The 16437-nt window shown below is 38.4% G+C and carries 12 protein-coding genes; all 12 read right to left on the bottom strand.

The features are described from left to right. Nucleotides 1-43: 43 nt before the first annotated feature. The 12 genes from ACNQFZ_RS12775 to ACNQFZ_RS12720 all read right to left on the bottom strand — a co-directional run bounded on the left by ACNQFZ_RS12775 (nt 44) and on the right by ACNQFZ_RS12720 (nt 16425). Nucleotides 44-1174 (bottom strand): DegT/DnrJ/EryC1/StrS family aminotransferase, encoded by a 1131-nt coding sequence (locus ACNQFZ_RS12775; RefSeq protein ID WP_458411730.1) that lies wholly within the window; start codon nt 1172-1174, stop codon nt 44-46. A gap of 25 nt (nt 1175-1199) precedes the next feature. Further along, complete coding sequence (locus ACNQFZ_RS12770) at nt 1200-1763, bottom strand: acyltransferase (protein ID WP_458411729.1); 564 nt, start codon at nt 1761-1763, stop codon at nt 1200-1202. Further along, nucleotides 1763-2842: a Gfo/Idh/MocA family protein gene (locus ACNQFZ_RS12765; RefSeq protein ID WP_458411728.1), complete on the bottom strand. Its 1080-nt coding sequence runs from the start codon at nt 2840-2842 to the stop codon at nt 1763-1765. Before ACNQFZ_RS12765 ends, ACNQFZ_RS12770 begins: the two co-directional genes overlap by 1 nt. 14 nt (nt 2843-2856) lie before the next feature. Then, nucleotides 2857-3954, bottom strand: coding sequence for a non-hydrolyzing UDP-N-acetylglucosamine 2-epimerase (wecB, locus tag ACNQFZ_RS12760; protein ID WP_458411727.1), 1098 nt, complete (start codon nt 3952-3954; stop codon nt 2857-2859). Between the two features lie 141 nt (nt 3955-4095). Beyond that, entirely contained in the window at nt 4096-5466 is a 1371-nt protein-coding gene (locus ACNQFZ_RS12755) for a sugar transferase (protein ID WP_458411726.1), read from the bottom strand. A gap of 91 nt (nt 5467-5557) precedes the next feature. Beyond that, nucleotides 5558-6805 (bottom strand): glycosyltransferase family 4 protein, encoded by a 1248-nt coding sequence (locus tag ACNQFZ_RS12750; protein ID WP_458411725.1) that lies wholly within the window; start codon nt 6803-6805, stop codon nt 5558-5560. Next, on the bottom strand, nt 6771-7955 hold the full coding sequence (locus ACNQFZ_RS12745) for a glycosyltransferase family 4 protein (RefSeq protein WP_458411724.1): 1185 nt from the start codon (nt 7953-7955) through the stop codon (nt 6771-6773). The genes ACNQFZ_RS12750 and ACNQFZ_RS12745 overlap by 35 nt, the downstream gene beginning before the upstream one ends. Nucleotides 7956-7957: 2 nt before the next feature. After that, nucleotides 7958-9922 carry an asparagine synthase (glutamine-hydrolyzing) gene (gene asnB, locus ACNQFZ_RS12740; protein WP_458411723.1) on the bottom strand — a complete coding sequence of 655 codons (1965 nt, stop codon included), beginning with the start codon at nt 9920-9922 and terminating at the stop codon, nt 7958-7960. Nucleotides 9923-9954: 32 nt separating this feature from the next. Beyond that, nucleotides 9955-12069, bottom strand: a complete 2115-nt coding sequence (locus tag ACNQFZ_RS12735) for a hypothetical protein (protein WP_458411722.1) — start codon at nt 12067-12069, stop codon at nt 9955-9957. Between the two features lie 35 nt (nt 12070-12104). After that, nucleotides 12105-13043, bottom strand: coding sequence for a hypothetical protein (locus ACNQFZ_RS12730; protein WP_458411721.1), 939 nt, complete (start codon nt 13041-13043; stop codon nt 12105-12107). A 19-nt stretch (nt 13044-13062) separates the two neighbouring features. Beyond that, nucleotides 13063-14952, bottom strand: a complete 1890-nt coding sequence (asnB, locus tag ACNQFZ_RS12725) for an asparagine synthase (glutamine-hydrolyzing) (protein ID WP_458411720.1) — start codon at nt 14950-14952, stop codon at nt 13063-13065. A gap of 15 nt (nt 14953-14967) precedes the next feature. Then, nucleotides 14968-16425 (bottom strand): glycosyltransferase, encoded by a 1458-nt coding sequence (locus ACNQFZ_RS12720; protein WP_458411719.1) that lies wholly within the window; start codon nt 16423-16425, stop codon nt 14968-14970. Between the last annotated feature and the right edge of the window lie 12 nt (nt 16426-16437).

Here is a 16437-nt window from a genome sequence, read left to right as displayed (position 1 = left end):
GAACCTGTCCCCATGTCCCGAAAACGACCAGCCCTTTGTTCCACTACGCTAGTGTTGTTTTTATTACATTACAGATGTTTTCGATTTCCTCAGCTTGTAAATACGGATGCATAGGTAACGAAAGGACAATATCACAGAGCTCATTCGTTACTGCAAAGTCTTCGCAAGTATACTGCAAATCGGCAAATGCCCCCTGCTTATGCATTGGTTTTACATAATAAATCATGCTTGGAATGCCCTGCTCTTTTAGTTTTACTTGTAATTCGTCCCGCTCTGCTTTATTTTTCAGCTTGATTGTATATTGGGCAAAGCTTGAGTAATAGCCGTCAGGGATTACAGGAGATTCTACGATGCCAGCCAGCCTCTCATTGTATAATTGATAGGCACGATTGACATCTTCCAACTCATGGTCAATAAATGCCTTCAGCTTTATTTTTAACACAGCAGCCTGGATTGTATCGAGTCGTGAGTTTACACCAACTCTCACATTGTCGTATTTATCTTCGCCTTTCCCATGAATCTTTAATGATTTTAATAATTTTGCTAGGTCATCGTCATTTGTGAAAATGGCACCGCCGTCTCCATAACATCCCAATGGTTTTGCTGGAAAAAAAGACGTCGTTGCAGCATTGCCGAAACTGCAGGCTCTTTTTCCATTGATGTTGCCGCCAAAGCCTTGGGCTCCATCTTCTAATACTAGCAAATTATATTTTTCGGCAATTTTCGCTATTTCCACATGGTTTGCAGGAAGTCCGAATAAATCAACAGGAATAATCACCTTCGGGGTTAACTTTCCTTCTTCGATAGTTTTAACAATCGCTTGTTCCAATTTAACCGGATCGATATTAAAAGTAGCTCGATCGACGTCTACAAAGACAGGTGTTGCACCTCTAAAGGAGACAACTTCACCTGTTGAAAAGAAAGTAAAGTCTGGGACAAATACTGCATCCCCAGCTTTTATATCCCAAGCCATCATTACCAACGTCATCGATTCTGTTCCATTGGCACAAGTAATGCAGTGCTTGACACCAACATAGTCAGCCAATTGCTTTTCCAGCTCTGCTACTTCTTTCCCACCAATGAAGTTCGCACTCGTAATCACATTTTGAATCGCCGCATCAATTTCCTCTTTATACTGCTGATATTGAGCTTTCAAATCTCTAAATTCCATCATTTATCAATCTCCATCAAATTATGATTTACTTCTCTTTCAATTCACTGTCGTTAGTTGTATATTCTCTGCCACATTCATCGCATTTCAAATCATGATTTTTCAACACTGCCCCGCATTCACAGACCCAGCCGATTTGTTTCGCAGGAACACCTGCCATTAGCGCATAGTCTGGAACGTCCTTCGTTACAACCGCACCCGAGGCAATCATCGCCCAGCGACCAATCGTATGACCGCAAACAATCGTTGCATTGGCCCCTATCGATGCTCCATATTTAACGAGCGTCCGCTTATAGCCAGCTGGCCCTTTCGGATATTTGCTTCTAGGTGTTAAATCATTGGTAAAAACCATTGAAGGCCCGCAAAAAACATAATCCTCTAATTCAACACCTTCATAAACTGCGACATTGTTTTGAATCTTAACACCGTTGCCAATCTTTACGTTATTGGACACGTTAACATTTTGTCCTAATGAGCACTTTTCTCCGATTTGTGCTCCTTTTTGGACATGGCAGAAATGCCATACTTTCGTTCCATCCCCTATAGTCACATCTTCATCAATATAACTGCTTTCATGAACAAAGTAACTCATCACTCAAACCTGCCTTTAAAATCTAACGTGCTTACTTTTTCCAATGGAAGCTTCACACTTTTACCTTCTGCTGCAGATTTATAGATAGCAAGGACAAGTTCCAACGCTCTCCTACCATCTTCTGCTGTTACATAAGGGTCCCGATCATTTTGAATAGCGTCAATCACATCAGCATAGAGTGGATTGTGTCCAAAACCATAGACGTTTGGTGGATTTTCATGATAAGTTTCTTTCACTTCATCCGGATCATCCAACTTGTCGGCAAACTGCCATTCTTCAATGATATTGACCGACTTGCCACCAGCTTTCACTGTTCCTTTCTCACCAAATATGTACAAAGTCTCTTCAAGATTACTTGGGAAAATATTCGTCGTCCCTTCGACAATACCATAGCTTCCATTCGCAAACTTAATGAGGGCTAGCCCTAAGTCCTCTGCTTCAATAAAGTCATGCTTCAAGTTATCTGTCATACCGACAACTTCAACGATATCATCGCCCATCATCCAGCGTAAAAGGTCAATATTATGGATACACTGGTTCATCAGTGCTCCCCCATCTTGCTCCCATGTGCCCCGCCATGGTGCTTGTTTATAATAATCCTCGCCCCTGTTCCAGCGAATATGAGCCGCACCATGGAGTAGTCTTCCAAAGCGTTCTTGTTCCACGGATTCTCTAATTTTTTGAATTGATTTATTAAAACGGTTTTGGTGGCAGGCACTTACCTTCACCTTTTTCTCTTTTGCTTTTTGAATAATTTCATCCGCTTCTTCAAGTGAAAGAGCAATTGGTTTCTCAATGATTAGATTCGCACCTGCTTCGATACAATCTAAAGCAATTTGACCGTGTTTGCCACTTTCCGTACAAATGGCTACTAACTCCGGCTGTTCCTTTTCAAGCATCTCTTTATAATCTGTATATCGGTGCGTATCTTCTGGTAAGTTAAATTTGGAGATTTTGTCCTCAATATTCTCTGATACGACATCGCATAACGCCACAATTTCCAGTTCATTTTTAATGGCAGCCGCGATATGATTTGGTGAAATTCTTCCACATCCTATTAAAGCGTATTTCAACGTCATGACTCCCCTCTTATCTACTTGTAAAAATTCAAAATAGCCTGATTGATTTTCTCCGCTGCATGACCATCACCGAATAGCGGTGGCTGTGGATGATCTAAGCATGTTAATTGTCTTGTCACTAGTTTTAAAATAGTATCCATTTCAATCGGACACAACATATTCCAGCCATTTTCAAGCGTTTCCACCCATTCCGTTTGGTCTCTAAGTGTAGTGCAAGGCGTTTTTAAGAAATAGGCTTCCTTTTGCAGCCCACCGGAATCGGTTACAACCATATAAGCATTTGCAGTTAAATAAAGCATCAACAAATAGCCAACAGGTTTTATAATGATTGTGTTACTGATTTTAATATCGTAATCCTCAATTAACTTCCGCGTTCTTGGGTGTAATGGTAATAGCACTGGCTTGTCCATTTTCTCAAAGGCCCCAAAAATAGTACGCAGCTTGTTAGGGTCATCGGTATTTTCAGCGCGGTGTATGGTTGCAAGGTAATATTCCTTTTCTTTCAAAACAGGAAGATTACTATTTTCTTTTCTTAACTCTTCCAACCAAGCACTGTTTGCGTAGCGACCCTTAGAAATTTCAACATTTCGCAGCACGACATCATACATGATATCACCAGTCTGGATGACACCAGCTGTGATGCCTTCGTTTTCTAAATTATGTATAGCTGTATCAGTTGGACATAAGAGCAAATCAGAAAGATGGTCGGTAAGTACTCTATTTTGTTCCTCAGGCATCCGTTTATTGTAACTCCGTAGTCCCGCTTCGACATGGAAAACCGGAATATGTAACTTGCTGGCTGCTAGCGCTCCAGCTAGGGTGGAATTGGTATCACCATAGACAAGCAATCCATCTGGACTTTCTTTTACAATAATTTCTTCGATTTTCTCAAGCATCCGGCCGGTTTGCATACCATGCCCGCCGGAGCCAACACCTAAATGATAATCTGGTTTCGGTATGCCCAATTCTTCAAAAAAGATATCGGACATATTGGCATCATAATGTTGCCCTGTATGTACTAATATTTCTTCATTTTCTTTTCTGAACACCTCAGAAAAGGGCGCCGCCTTAATAAATTGTGGGCGGGCGCCGATGATTGTGATTACTTTCATTTTCTACATTACCCTTTCATCGAATATTCGATACTGCTGCTACTATTTAGTTTTTGACTTCATTGTAACATAAAGTAGCGGTTTATAAACTGCTTCAAGGCGAAAAGACCTACCTTAAGGATAGATCTTTCCAATACGTGATTATAAATTCATTGGTACATTCTTGCCGGCTTTTTTCGAATGTTCGGCTTGCTTCTTGCCTTCCGCTTTCGTCTTGTCAAATAGGACAATAATCGTTCTTAATTGAATGACAATATCCAACCAAAAAGAATAATTCCGGATATAATACAAATCAAATCGGAGTTTATCCTCGACATCGGTTGTATATTTCCCCATTACTTGGGCATAACCCGTAATTCCTGGCTTCACAGTTGTGCGGTACCCATAATAATGATGGTCCTGCATATATTGATTGCTAAAGAACTCCCTTTCAGGCCTTGGACCAACAACCGCCATATCACCTTTTAATACATTCCAAAACTGCGGAAGTTCATCTATTCTCGTTCTCCGTATAAAGCTGCCAACCTTTGTCACCCGTGGGTCGTTTTCAACAGCCAACGTAGGTCCTGTAAGCTTTTCGGCACCATTCACCATTGAGCGGAATTTATAAATCGTAAATTCCTTATTATCTTTTCCTAATCTTTTTTGTTTATATAAGATTGGCGCTTTTGGATCTTCTACTTTGATGATAAGCGCGATGATTAGAAATAGTGGCGAAAGCACTATTAACACTATAGAGGAAAAGATGATATCATAAATTCTTTTTGAAAAAAGTTGATCCCATAATAGCCCAAACGGCTTAACAGCCATGACCATTGTATCTCCAACAGACGTAATCGATGATTTTGATAACATTAGATCGTAAAGGTCTGGTATGACAAAGACAATTTTCCCATTTTTGATTGAGTAGTATAGAGACTCGGAACGGCTCTCACCTGTTACACTAGCCCCGACAAAAACATAATCGACCATTTCGATAAAGCTGTTAATCTTACTAGATGAATTGTTAGCACCTATCTCTTTAATCACAACAGCCTGACCAAGATTGTCTCTGATTTGTTCAATCATCTTATCTTTCTCATAAATATCATCACTAATAATGAGAACAGACCCTTCAAATTTTTGTTCGGTAATTTTTTTAAATAGAATTTTCCACGCTGATAATAGGGCAATTTCAAGCAAAAAGGCAAGTAACACTATCGTTCTTGGAAATGCAAATTCTCGAAATAAAAATGAAAATGACATCGTTAGAAACATCATAAAGGTTGAAGCAACTAACACATTGCGAACAATGTCCCATTTACCTTTTCTGCTTACATTATATAAATCATAGACTGCTAGAAAGAATAAAGTAATTAACAGAATCCATGGCATTAACGAAATAAAAGAATCCCAGTTTCTTTGTGGAATCTCATCATAACGAATATAAAAGGCCAATATATAAGCCAAACATACTAAAATCAAGTCGACCGCAAGAATAATCGCCTTTCGACGCCTTTCTACAATTTGCATAAAAAAACCCCTAGTTTCGCTATTTTCATAATGTAAGTTTAGCATAACTAGAGGAATTACAATATGTTATTTTATAGGTATTATTACCAGTTTATTTCGCCGCAACTTGGTTTAGCCATTTTGCAAGCTGCTCTGCTTGTTTTTTTCTACTGAAATGCTCTTCGATTATTCGAACCCCTTGGCCGGATTTACAGTGAACAGTATTACTAGCAATATCTTTTATGACATTTACCAAATGATGTTTCCCTTGTTCATGTAAAGAGCCGAACATCCCGATTTGATAGGATTCTAATACGCGCTCAATTTCCCCTCTGACGGTTGAAATAATCGGCTTATCATGAAGCATATAATCAAATAATTTATTAGGGAGTGCGTCTTTAAAAAGCGGAATATTCTTCAAACAGATGATAAAGGCATCGGCCATTGTTAAATAATCGTTTATTTGATCCTTTGGAACAGACGGCAAGAGCGTTACTTTATCGGTCAGCCCGCGCTCTTTCACCTGTTGGACTAATTTTTCTCTTTCCGGTCCATAGCCAATCAACAAAAATTTAAGATGCCCTTCCTCTTTTAATTGTTCAGCGGCGTCGATGATTTGATATAAGTCATTGGCCGGGCCATGGGAACCAGCGTAGACAAACAGAAAATCATCCTCCTGATAACAGAGTTGTTCCCTTAATTCGTCACGCCTTGAGCCGCGTATATTTATATCGATGTGGATACTTTCCATGTCAATACCATTTGGCAGAAAGAAAACCTTCTCTTTAGAAATTCCTTTTTCTAGCAATCTATCATGAATTCCACTGGTTAAGGCAATGATGCAATCAGCATTCCGATAAAGCGTCCGTTCCATCCAGCGCATAATCTTGACGATTCGCTTTTCTTCGGGGACACCATTAATTTGCACTAAAGAATCCGGCCATAAATCGCGAATTTCCAAAACGAAATGCGTTCTCCTAAGCTTCGCGATTAATAAGGATGAAAAGGCGGTAAACAACGGCGGTGACGAGCCGATAATGACATCTGGCCTGTCCCTTTTACACAGACCAACAACTAGCAGTAGGAAAGAAAATAGCAACATATTAACGCTGCGTAGTGCGCCATTCCCCCTATAGGAGTTGGCACCTATCCATTGAAAGATAAAGCCTTCCATATTTTCTTCCTTACTAATGGTCAAAGGGTTGAAGCGGTACTTTTTATTATGGTGAACAAAATTGCAGCCAAACAGTCTTACCCGAAACGCTTTCGCTAAATATTTGGCCAATTCGTAATGCCTTGTACTGGCTGGATATTCAGGTGTGATGCTATATTGATTGATGATCCAAATGCTTTTCTTCATGATTTACACCTAACAATCGATGATATAGGTCATCCAATTTTTTACTTTCCTCTTCCCAATTTCCTTCCGTTACACTCCACGTAAGGGCATTTTCCCGACATTTTTGCAGCTGTATTTTGTCTGCAGCAAGTTCATTAATGGCTTTGGCGATACTTTCCGGACTAAACGGATCAAATAACGCTCCGAAATGCACTTGTTGATTTAAACTGGCGATTTCTGGAATATCACTGGCACATACGGCAAGGCCGGCCATTAAATATTCAGAAAGCTTATTCGGAAAGCTATAAAGATTATTTAAGCACGTTGGTTTATACGGAATGACACCGATATCGGCATTTCTTGCTTCTGTCACGAGTTCTTTCATCGAAACAGGAGGACAAAAGACGACTTTCCCATCTTTTATCAAATCTTTTGCCAGATTCCGAAGCTCCTCTTCGATTGGTCCAAAACCTCTCAGATGGAGAACTGCATTTTCGGTAACGTATTCAAAAGACTTAATTAACTCCTCTAACCCACGGTCCTTCATATAGCCGCCATGATAAAGAACGATGATTGGTTCTGACGCTGCATTTTCAGACACTTTCGCTGTGCTAGTTTGCTTCGTTGTGAAATTATGAAGAATAGTCGGCTTTTTAGAAAGTTGATAACGAGTTTTTAGCTCGTTTGCAATCGATTCATTCACCGTAATGATTTCATCTGTTCTTTTGACAAGCCAGCCTTCAACAATCATCACTATTTTTTTAAATAATGGCGGAAAGTCAGGACGCTGCTCAATCCAAAGTTCGTGGGAATCATAGACTAGCTTTGCTTTCCTTAGTTTTGCAGCTACAAAAGCAGACGGGAGCATTTCAAAATCATGGGCATGATAAATATCAGCTTTTTGTTTATAGGCGGAAAGGCCAATTTTTACAGTAGCAGCTACTTTCCTCATAATTTTACTTATTATCGAAGCCCCACCGTTCTCTTTCTTGATACTGTTCACTCGATAAATTTGATAATAGCCTGCATTCTCGAGCGTTGCTTTCATTAGGGAGTTCCGTTCACCAACCACTGTTAAGGAACACTTTTGACCAACGACATTGGCCTCTTTCGTTACACGAGGGTCAGAGCTAACCTCATTCATCACAAGCATACATACTTTTTTATTCATGGTTATTTCTCAACCTTTGCTTTGATCAAGCCATCGGCATTCACAAACTTCGGATCTTGATCGATATAGATTTTAAACCAGAGCTCAATATTCATTAACGTCCATAGCTGCCAGCTGTAATCTTCGGTAGAATGAATCATTTTCTCAACGGTTTTGGAATGAAATAAATTCCGCTCCCGCGCTGCCTTATCCAGCAAGATATCCTTTACAAATTGCGGATTGTTCTTAAACCAGATATTAATTGGCGTTGGAAAGCCCTTTTTATCTTTTCTATTTAAAACCTCATCAGGAATGATTCCTTGAATCGCCTTTTTAAAAATATACTTTGCTTCCAAGCCCTTCACTTTAATTGCACTTGGTATACTAGCCGCATACTCGACAATCCGGAAATCTAGTAAGGGCACTCGTGATTCAAGTGAAACCGCCATGCTCATCCGGTCTTCTACTTGTAATAAGCCTGGCAAATAGGCTTTCATATCATGGTAGAGCATTTTATTAAAAATATCAGTAGATGGGCAATCGTCAATATATTGTGTGAATACCTTATCGGCGTCATAATCTTTGACGAACGCCTTAAAATGCTCTGTCAATAGTGACATGTCCGCAAACTTAAAGGAGGTGCTATAATTCTTCCAAATGGCAGGGAAAGAGTTGGACTCAAGCTGGTTGTCCCTTTGAATGGTACGGAAGACTTTTTTCACCGTAGTTTTGAGGCCATGCTGCTTCACATATCCTTTTACAAACACGAACTTGTTAAGGAGCCTAGACATTTTTGTTTTCTGTGTATGTTGGATGGTGTTGTCGCCTTTGTTATTTTTCATATAGGCTTCATACGTCAGAAAATAGCGTGGATAGCCGCCAAAAATTTCATCCCCGCCTTGGCCGCCTAATGCTACCTTGACATTATCGGCAGCGAGTTGGCAGACCGCAAACTGTGGGACAATACCTGGACCAACACAGGGCTCATCCATATGCCAAATAATTTTTGGGAGCACACTTTCAAACCAATCTTGTGTTGGCACTGTTTCCAAGTACTCGGTGCCCGCTTGCTTGGCAACTAGTTTTGCATATTTCGTTTCATCGTAAAATTCATTTTCCGCGAATTTTCCGGAAAAGGTTTTGATTTTTTGTTCAAGATTTCGCGCCGATAATACCGTCACCGTACTAGAATCCAAGCCGCCACTCAGATGGCAGCCTACCGGTACATCGCTTCGCAAATGAATCTTCACGGCATCTTCAATCAATTCCCGTAAGCCGCTGATATATTCCTCTTCGGTCTTGTTCATTTCTTCAAAGACGACATCCCAATATTTCTCGATTTGCAGCCCGGCTGTTTCAGAAATCGTCCCGTAATAGCCCGGCAAAAGCTTGGTGATGCCTTTGAAAAATGTTTTATTGTCTGGAATATACATAAACGAAAGATAATCATAGATGGCTGCAAAATTCGGCTCCCGTTTAATCGTTGCATCAGCAATAATCGCCTTGATTTCCGAACCAAACACAAAGCGGTCCCCATCATGATAATAATAAAACGGCTTAACGCCTAAGCGGTCCCTGGCAAAAAACAGCTCCCGCTTTTCTTTATCCCAAATCGCAAATGCGAACATCCCATTCAACAACTCGAGACACCCAGGTCCTTTTTCCGCGAACAGCTGCAGAATAACCTCCGTATCGGAATGCGTTTGAAAGGTTATGCCTTTTCTTACTAGGTCTTCCCGCAGTTCGACATAGTTATAAATTTCGCCATTAAAGACAATGGTATAACGGCCATCAACCGTTGACATTGGCTGATGACCGGATTCTAGGTCGATAATACTGAGACGACGGAAGGCTAAGCCGACGTTTTCATCGAGGAAAAGGCCGGCATCGTCTGGACCGCGGTGTGAGATGATGTCTCGCATTTTCATCAGTATTTCGCTATTAACCTTCTCTTGATTTAGATTACAAATTCCTACAAAACCACACACAAATTATTCTCCTAACAATGTATGAGTTGAACTTAATCATGATTTGATCCAAATACTTTAAAATCTCTCATCAATAATCGATTTTGGCCCGTACCACTATTAAATTCAAATCTGAGTTTTTTAATCGTTTTGGACTGTCCCATTCTAATATGTTCTATTACATTTTGATTGTTTTTCTCACTGAATAATTCTTGTTCTTGGCCATCCTTATCAATCCCGACAATTTTGTAGTTTAAACCCTTATCATTTTCCGATAGCCATTCAATCAAAATATCAGTTACTTTGACCTCATGAGCCCATTCCAACTCAAAAATGCCTGGATTCATGCCTTCTTTGTAACCCGTATACGTATTTGGATCATCGTCGAGGCTACCCTTTATTCCATAATTCTCATATGGTTCTTTCTCTTTCGTTACCGTTGCACTTTCTGTTAAATCAATCAAATCTTCCTGAAAATTACCAAAGGATTTGATTAATAACGTTTCTAGTAGATATTTATAAGGTTCATCTTTAATATCAAAAAAGTACTGTCTAGCAGCAGCATTTGCATCAACGTCATTGCCAACCTTTTCTAACCATTGTTCTCCTACTGTAGTTGGAATCATTTTCTTTAGCCAAATCATAAATTGGTCCTTACTCATCTCAGGATAGAATACATGGTTATATGCATCTAATCTTGAAATGCCGCTTTTAACTTCTTTGTTAAACTTGTTAAACAATGGTATTTGATCTTCTATCACGCTTTCAAGTTGAAACCCTTTATCAGATCCTAAATAAACTTGATCATTAAAGACCCATAGATCATAAAGACCATTTGTAAGAGTTTTAATAGAGAAAATATTATTGGTAACATCATAAATTATAAACGTTCGATGTTGTGGAGAGCCTACCACATAATATCTATTGTTATTGAATGTAATATTTTTCAACCAAGTAACATACCAATAATTTTTCCCAATATATGATGGTGATTCAGGGTAATCGATTTCCATCTGGGAAACCAATTCTCCGTTGTTGGTCACAACATCAATGGAATTAAAGCCCGAAGCAAGCTTTAAACTATGATTATAATATGGATTCATGAATTCTACTGGTATTTGGGTAAACACATTGTTATGAAAGGTATACGGATTATGCTGATCCCCTTTTAATAATGGTGCATTTTTTACTTTTAACTCAAATGGACCTAGATTGTATTGTTTTACTATATTTGCATTTGCATCAATCTCTAAAATTCTTGCTTTAAACGAATCAGTCAGGAGGATATTTCCACTCTTAAAGATTGCCGTATAAGGGTAATTGAAAGCGTCTATCCCCGGGCCATTCCCGCCAATTGCACCGACATATTCTAGATCTTTTGTAAGAAAAGTTAATTTGCCTGTATGCGCATCCGTTATTAACAAATAATTTTTTGTTGAACTTATTGCTGTTGGCCATAGATATTCATTTTCGTTCCAACCAATCCCGCCAACTTCTTTCGTTATCGTGCCTTTTAAATCTATTTTTACTAATTTACGGTCGGTTAAGGATGTAGCATATACATTACTTTCATCGATTGCAATCCCATGGGCCTGTTTAACGTCAGTACTCCATTCTATTTCTCCGTTGGAATTAAATAAGAACACCTTATTGCCATCATAATCCGCGATTGCAATATGGCTTCCATCTTCGCTGACCGCCACATTTTCTGGCGAAACCATCTCGGGAGCCTTTAAAACTTTCCGTATATCTAATTGTTTTTTCTTTAAATTAACGTCCAGTTCTACAACATTATGGCCATTATAATTTGCTACAAATAAAGAACTTGTTATCTCGCTATAAAATACTCCTGTCGGGTTCCAAACATTTATATTTTTAGGAGGGCTTAGTCTTATTAGATTATTTCCATCTAATAAGTAGATGTTTTCATAATCGCACAAAATAAAGCCATCACCAAAAGGCGTTATTCCCACTACGAATACTGGTTCACCTTTTGTATTTACCTTTACATTATTATAATAATCCTTCACATGTATATGACCGGGATTTAATTCATTTCCCAAGACAAAATCCTCCATGCCCTTTTCATGTTTTACGTTTCGCTCTTGAGTACTGCATCCACTTATCGCTAGGATGCAAAGCAAAGTGATTAGTAAGTATTTTTTCATTAGTTAGCGCTATCTCCCTATTCACTTATTCAATATCAATAAACAGATAATTTTCTTAATAATAACCTTTGTTGGCCTTCAAATTTTGTAAACGAAAAAGTTAATGAATCCGTTTTACTACTTTCAGGTAACCATTCGTTAAAGTGCCCTATGTTATTTTTGTAATTTGTTTTTTTAATTAATGGATTTCCATTCTCATCATAAACTGTAAAATCTGTCGGATAGTTCTCTAAATCATACCAAGCAAAATAGATGCGATTCACATCAACGGGGCTCTTAAATTTAATAGTGAAAACAACAGGTAATTCTCCCTCTTTAGATGCAGTGTAATTATCATAAGCTTTTCCATCAAAGCTTGCTCCTAAATCATTCGGGCTATTAAAAAATGAGCTTTTGGTGGATACTTCAAACTTTTGTGTTTGCAAATAATCTGACTGGTAGTAATCTAAATCGTGGTAGACTTTAACATTTGTGATGTTCCCCCAAAACATCGGTGTACCGTATACCTTTACATTGTCATTAATACTTTTTCCTACTTTTTTTTCAGCTAAGAGCGGGGACATAAACAGTTCGGTTACATTATGTTTATAGTAAACTCCTAACGTCGGGTCAAAAGTATAGTCTTTTTCCCCTATTTTCAATTCTACTACAGAATGAAAAAGCTTGTTTTCATTATTAATAGCAGAGGTAAGGTCAACTACAATTGGATGAAATCCTATTTTGCTTGCCTTTTCAGCAAAGTAGGTTGCATATAATCCACAATGACCATTGCCATATTGAATAGTCTCTTCGAGAGTTGGATAACCAGGCAATCCCTGTCCATAATCAAAGCTATTATGAACTTCTAAATTGAGTTTTATCAGTGATGCCAACTGCGTTTGTTCTTTATCCTTAAATAACGCTTGTGCCGAAGGATGAAAAGCCATAAACAATATAATGAATAAACTGCTAAAACTAATCATATACTTCCTCATATTTATCTCCCCACTAGTTTCAGTCAATAAATTCCCTAAACCACAACTCAAGACATAGCAAGCCCCACATAACGCGGCTGAATTTTGATTGTTGATTTAATATTTTTTCAACCTCATTGATATTATATAGGCCTCTATTCTTCGCACGGTCATCCAATAGAATTTCCTTTATGAATCCGTTAAGCTCGCCACGGTACCATTCATTGAGTGGAACAGGGAATCCCATTTTGTCTTTGCGATTGATAATTTCATCTGGAACATGGTTGCGTACGGCTTTCTTCAAGATATTCTTTGACTTGCCACCTTGGAACTTAATAACCGGTGGGATTTGCGCAACTAATTCAATGAGTCGATAGTCAAGTAATGGAAGTCTTGACTCTAAGCTGGCTGCCATGCTTGTCCGGTCTTCAACGTGCAGCAATGCTGGCAATGATGCTTTCACATCAAAATAGAGCATTTTATCTAGATAGGATTGGGCGTTTGATTTATTAAAGATGTTTTGGAACTCATTAAATACAGAGTAGCCATTGTTTGCTTGCTCAAATAAATCTTGATGGAAAATGCCTTTCATCCCTTCGCTGCGGTCAACTAAGCGGAAATATCGTTCATCTTGTGGACCAAATAAACCGTCTTTAAAGAAATGCTGCAGCATTGGTTGATAATTTTGTAATAAATTTAAGTTTGGAATAATCGAACTTAGCGTTGCAACAAATTGCGAGCGGTCTGCCGTTTCCATGATTGCTCCCTTAAGGGATTCTTCCAAATAAGCAACTAAATATCGTGCATAGCCGCCAAAGATTTCATCTCCTCCTTGACCGCCCAATACGACTGTTACATTTTCGCTAGCTAATTTAGACACCATATACTGTGGAAAGACGCCAGGTCCTGCTCCCGGTTCATCTAAATAATAAATAATTTCATGAATGCTTTTCGCAAAGTCACTAGCAGTTGGATATATAACATGATTTTTCGCACCAATTTCTGCTGAAACTAATTTCGCATAATGTGTTTCATCATAATCCTTGCTCTCTTTAAACCCCCCAGTAAAAGTTTGCAATTCAACGCCATCTAATAAAGACGCTGCAAAACAGGCAACTGTACTGGAATCCAATCCGCCACTTAAGTGTGAGCCAAGCGGAACATCACTACGTAATCGAATTTTCACTGCATCTTCTAATAAAAAGCGAACCTTATCGACAAAATAGTCTTCGGTATGGTACATATCATAATCAAAGTTAAAATCCCAATACTGCTCCAGTTTGTACTCAAGCGTTTCATTTAATTTGATTGTCATATGGTAGCCAGGCTCTAATTTATTGACCCCTTTAAATAACGTCTTGTTACCAAGGGTATACTGAAAGACCATATAATCTTTCATGCCCTTTTCATTCACTTGCCGTAGGGAAGGGTTATTTGCTAATATCGCCTTAATTTCTGAAGCGAAGACAAATTCAGTTTCATTGATGGTGTAATAAAAAGGTTTCACACCGAAGCGATCTCTTGCCGCAAAGATTTCTTGTTTATTTGCATCCCAAATAACAAAAGAAAACATTCCATTGAAGCGATGGACACAGTCTTTTCCAAACTCTTCATAGGCATGAATAATAACCTCAGTGTCACTATAAGTTTTCATCTGGTGGCCTTTTTGGATTAGTTCTTGCCGAATTTCCAAATAGTTATAGACACAGCCATTGAAAACAATCCATACACTGCCGTCCTCGTTCGTCATTGGCTGTTTGCCATTACTTACATCGATAATACTTAACCGTTTGTGGCCTAACCCAACTCGCCCTTGTAAATATTTTCCCTCATCATCTGGGCCTCTATGCGCCAATTTCCCTCCCATCAAAGTTAATTCTTTTTCATACACATCACGATTGGATCTTATGATTCCATAAATCCCACACATGCTGACATATCCTCCTTAACGCTCTTTTGCTGCGGCAGCCTCCATTGCTCCTTGCAGGTTCGTATAATATTCTAAAAGCTTCTTCTCTTCGTTTTCCCAGTTGATTTCTTCTGCGACTTCATTTACACGTTCTTTTAAGCGTTGATATTGTTCTGGGTTGCTGAAAAATTCATCTACCGCATTGGCGATAAGTTTGGCACTTGAAAAGTCTTGGACGACGCCAATTCCTTCTCCTACAATTAGCTTTCGCAAAAACGGTAAGTCATTGGCGAGAATCGGTAAACGTGATTGAATAAATTCATACAACTTATTAGGAGAGCAGTTATACGTATTTTTATCAATGGCTGGATATGGAATGATGCCTACATCCGCAGAACAAGTATATTTCAAAAGCTCATCTTGAGAAACAGGGTCCAAGAAGTATACTTTCCCCTCTACATGGTTGGCAATTGCGATTTTCTTTAATGTTTCTACATAACTCCCAAAGCCTAACATAACCAAGACGACATTTGGATCCGTTACGTATTTCATTGATTTAACTAAGTTTTCTAAATTTCGTTTCGCTAAAAAGCCACCTTGAAAAAGTAAAATCTTCTTATCGTTTCCGAGGCCAATTTTCTCTCGTAATATATTACAATTTTGATATTCTGGATATTGATTCCACTTTTTCACTGCATTTTGAATAACTAGAGGTTCCTTTACGGAAATATGATATTTTTCTTTATATTTATCAATGACAGCTTTCCCTAACAAATCATTTGGCACAATCCAAAAATCAACATTTGGCAAAACTTCAGCCTCTGTTTTCTCTAGTAGCTTCGCATATCTCCGCGGGAGAGTACATTGCTCTGTATAGTTTTCATGAGCATCATAAATTAATGGAATCCCTCTTTCCTTTGCTATCATATACCCTGCTTTAAAGGAAGGAAGGTCATTGGCAATCACAATATCTGCTTCTTCATTAACAGCTGCATTATAAAAGGCTTTATCAAACAACGGAAAGAAATTCAGGTTAAACAGGCGCATAAATTTTAATGCAAGATTATAAAAAACATTCGCAGAAAATTGAATCGCCCGGATTAGGATCGTACTAATCGCATTGATTGATTTTGTAACAAATGAGACAATTTTATTTTTCGCTTTTTTAGCGTTTTTAAAGGAAGAATTTTCATCAACATACGTTAGGTTTTTATTCGCATAATGATTAATAAAGTCATTGCGACGATGCGCAAACCCCATGACTTTCTTATGGGTCTGTTTATAAAATTTAACTAGATATGAATGATATTCGATGTCATTCATATCTACTCTCTTAATCTTTATTTTTTCATTTATGCTACCCGATAAAAAATTATCACCCGAATATGGAACACCAATAATTGTGATATCATAGCCTTTTTTTACGAGTGAATTTGCCTGTAAAATGATTCTTCTATCAATATCGGTATCTGGTGTTAAAACTAGTACCTTCAAATTTCCCCACCC

Source organism: Schinkia acidoalkalinis (assembly GCF_054301215.1).
The sequence above is the reverse complement of the archived record's forward strand: the minus strand, read 5'-3'. Positions and strand labels throughout refer to the sequence as shown.

Excerpts from the sequence above, each read along its gene's own strand:
- ACNQFZ_RS12775 (WP_458411730.1), bottom strand. The coding sequence starts at position 1,174 with ATGATGGAATTTAGAGATTTGAAAGCTCAATATCAGCAGTATAAAGAG.
- ACNQFZ_RS12770 (WP_458411729.1), bottom strand. The coding sequence starts at position 1,763 with ATGAGTTACTTTGTTCATGAAAGCAGTTATATTGATGAAGATGTGACT.
- ACNQFZ_RS12765 (WP_458411728.1), bottom strand. The coding sequence starts at position 2,842 with ATGACGTTGAAATACGCTTTAATAGGATGTGGAAGAATTTCACCAAAT.
- wecB (WP_458411727.1), bottom strand. The coding sequence starts at position 3,954 with ATGAAAGTAATCACAATCATCGGCGCCCGCCCACAATTTATTAAGGCG.
- ACNQFZ_RS12755 (WP_458411726.1), bottom strand. The coding sequence starts at position 5,466 with ATGCAAATTGTAGAAAGGCGTCGAAAGGCGATTATTCTTGCGGTCGAC.
- ACNQFZ_RS12750 (WP_458411725.1), bottom strand. The coding sequence starts at position 6,805 with ATGAAGAAAAGCATTTGGATCATCAATCAATATAGCATCACACCTGAA.
- ACNQFZ_RS12745 (WP_458411724.1), bottom strand. The coding sequence starts at position 7,955 with ATGAATAAAAAAGTATGTATGCTTGTGATGAATGAGGTTAGCTCTGAC.
- ACNQFZ_RS12735 (WP_458411722.1), bottom strand. The coding sequence starts at position 12,069 with ATGAAAAAATACTTACTAATCACTTTGCTTTGCATCCTAGCGATAAGT.
- ACNQFZ_RS12730 (WP_458411721.1), bottom strand. The coding sequence starts at position 13,043 with ATGAGGAAGTATATGATTAGTTTTAGCAGTTTATTCATTATATTGTTT.
- asnB (WP_458411720.1), bottom strand. The coding sequence starts at position 14,952 with ATGTGTGGGATTTATGGAATCATAAGATCCAATCGTGATGTGTATGAA.